Here is a 2545-nt window from a genome sequence, read left to right as displayed (position 1 = left end):
CCGGTTCGATCTCACTCTTGTCCCGGGCGATCTGGCCGACATTCCACAGGATCACCGCACTGAGTTCCGATAGTCGCGGATCCTCGATCTGCGCGAGCACCCCGTCGATCCAGGCCCGAATCCGATCGCGCACGCCGGAGCACTTCGATTTCATTGGGATCCGAAGAAGGGTCGCATGGTCATCAGCACGGCGACGCCTATTGCTGAGACTCCGATGAGCCAATAGGCCGGGGCCGTGGGCGACCCCGTCAGCAAAACCAGCTGTGCAGCGATGTAGGGGCTGAAACCACCAGCAAGTGCTGCACCGACATTGTGACCCATCGCAGTACCGGTGTACCGGTACTGCGATGGGAACATCAACGCAAACTCCGTCACCAGCGGAGCCTTTTGCGCGCTGTCGACCACCATGTAGGCGCAGTATATGACTGCCACAATCACAAGGTTGTCGATCGTTGACAGCACAGCGAAGAACGGATAGGCCAAAACAGCCATTAATGCCGTCGAATACAACAGAAGACGACGGCGCCCGACAATGAACGAGAGCATTCCGAACCCAGGGAGGGTGACAACCTCGACCGAAATAGCTAGTGACGATATCCAATAGATCACCGTAGGGGAGAAATGTCTGGTGCCGACCAGGTATACGGACAGGTAGACGAGACCGATATACGAGGACCCTCCCGCTGCAATCGCAATACCGATAACTTTCAACAGAGCGATCGGATACTTGCGGACGACATCAACTATCGCATTACGCCCTGACCCGTGTGACGTTGCAGTATTTGAGAACTCCGGCGATTCATCGATTTTCATGCGAAATGCCAAACATGTGATGGCCAGCGGCAATGCGAGCAGAAAAGGAATTCGCCAGCCCCACGCAGACAACTGCGCCGGCGCGACAAGGAAGTTGACTACAGCCGCTGCTATCGCTGCGATGATGAAGCCGATACTTCCACCGCTGGAAACGATGGCTCCATAGAATGTCCGGCGCCCCGCAGGGGCCGACTCCACAGCATAGGTCGTAGCACCGGCCAACTCGCCGCCTGCGGAGAAACCCTGTACGAGACGTAGAACCACCAGGAGCACAGGCGCCGCAACTCCGATCTGGGAGTATGTGGGCAGTAGGCCGATACAGCCCGACGCCAGACCCATCACGACGATCGTTGCCATCAAGACCGGACGACGCCCGTATCTATCGCCTAATAGTCCTAAGACTGCTCCACCGACTGGCCGCGCAAGGTAGGACACCCCGAACGCACTCAGCGCGACAAGTGTGGATACTGCAGCATTACGAGCTGGAAAGAACAGAGGAGAAAACTCGACCGCAAGTAGTCCGAAAAGGCTGAAGTCATAATACTCGACGAGGGACCCGAGCGCACCCGCAATACCCGCACGCCGCGCTATCGATTTCTGTTTTTTATCGTATGAAACCGGAGCATACAGCTCGCCCTTGGGCATGAATCTATACATGAGGCGGAAAATCCATTTTTCGATGGTAGAAACAGAACTGCAATATCGAACTGTCAGCGCAGGAGCCTGCGTACAGATCAATAGTTCACACTTACAACCGATAGGGCGCACAACGGATTCGATAGACATCCGAATAGATCACCCTGATGCGGAACAGTATTTCTATGTCAGCTTCTGTCGACGCTCCTTGAACGCACGCACCGCTTCCCGATGCTCTGTCGTGGAGATTGCAATGCCGTGCACCATGGCCTCTGCGTGCAGGCTGGCCCGCAGCCCTGTCTCGAAACTACCGTTCAGCATTCGCTTGGTCGCGGATACGGCGAACGGGGAACGCTGAGCGAGCCTATATGCGTATGCCAGCACCTCTTCCTCGAAGTGAGACTTATCGAGGACCTGCGCGACAAGCCCGAGCTGTTCGGCCTCGCGTACGGAGACACGTCGACCGCTCAGCGTTATCTCTTTAGCCTTCTGCAGACCCACCTGTCGTGCCAGAAAATAGGTACTCCCGAGGTCTGGAGCCAGTCCCATATCAATAAATGCCTGTGCGAAGTAAGTATCCGGATGTGCCAGCAGAATGTCACAGGCCAGTGCGATGGACAACCCACCCCCCACGGCCGGCCCGTTGATGGCAGCAACAATCGGCTTGGGGTAATTGGCCAGTGCCTCGATAAGCGAGGCACATCGGTCGAGATGCGCTGCTGCCTCCAGACTCGTACGAGTACCCCACCCCTTGATGTTGCCGCCTGCGCAGAAGACTCACCCCGCACCCGTAAGTACGAGGCAACGCACACCACTGTCGCGCCGTCCCGCGTCCAGGCAGCTGAGCAGGGCGTCGGCGAGGTGGATATCAATCGCGTTCAGCAGTTCGGGCCGATTGAGTACGAGCCGACGCACTCCGGTAACTGGATCGTCTACCAGAACTAGTTGCGGTTCAACAGCTTTCGCACTGTCATTATCGATGGAACCGGGAGGTTTCTGTTTTGTCATCGCTGTTCACCTGTGCTGGCTGTCGAGACCGGGTGTCGCTATCACTGTCCTGTTGCGCTGATCAGCGCCGGCGGATCGCTTCGAAGAC

General features: G+C 57.0%; 2 protein-coding genes and 1 pseudogene. All 3 read right to left on the bottom strand.

Annotated features, from left to right (window positions below):
- Positions 1-150: 150 nt before the first annotated feature.
- On the bottom strand, positions 151-1599 hold the full coding sequence (locus ON40_RS34555) for an MFS transporter (RefSeq protein WP_083896126.1): 1449 nt from the start codon (positions 1597-1599) through the stop codon (positions 151-153).
- Positions 1600-1632: 33 nt separating this feature from the next.
- Positions 1633-2214, bottom strand: a pseudogene (locus ON40_RS49345) (enoyl-CoA hydratase/isomerase family protein); the annotation flags it as partial.
- Between the two features lie 12 nt (positions 2215-2226).
- Positions 2227-2364, bottom strand: coding sequence for an enoyl-CoA hydratase/isomerase family protein (locus ON40_RS53440; protein ID WP_169541943.1), 138 nt, complete (start codon positions 2362-2364; stop codon positions 2227-2229).
- Positions 2365-2545: the final 181 nt, after the last annotated feature.

This window comes from Nocardia jiangxiensis NBRC 101359, assembly GCF_000308615.1.
GTDB lineage: Bacteria > Actinomycetota > Actinomycetes > Mycobacteriales > Mycobacteriaceae > Nocardia > Nocardia jiangxiensis.
The sequence above is the reverse complement of the archived record's forward strand: the minus strand, read 5'-3'. Positions and strand labels throughout refer to the sequence as shown.

Bases quoted from the DNA above. Each gene is read 5' to 3' on its own strand.
- ON40_RS34555 (WP_083896126.1), bottom strand. From the start codon at position 1,599: ATGTCTATCGAATCCGTTGTGCGCCCTATCGGTTGTAAGTGTGAACTA.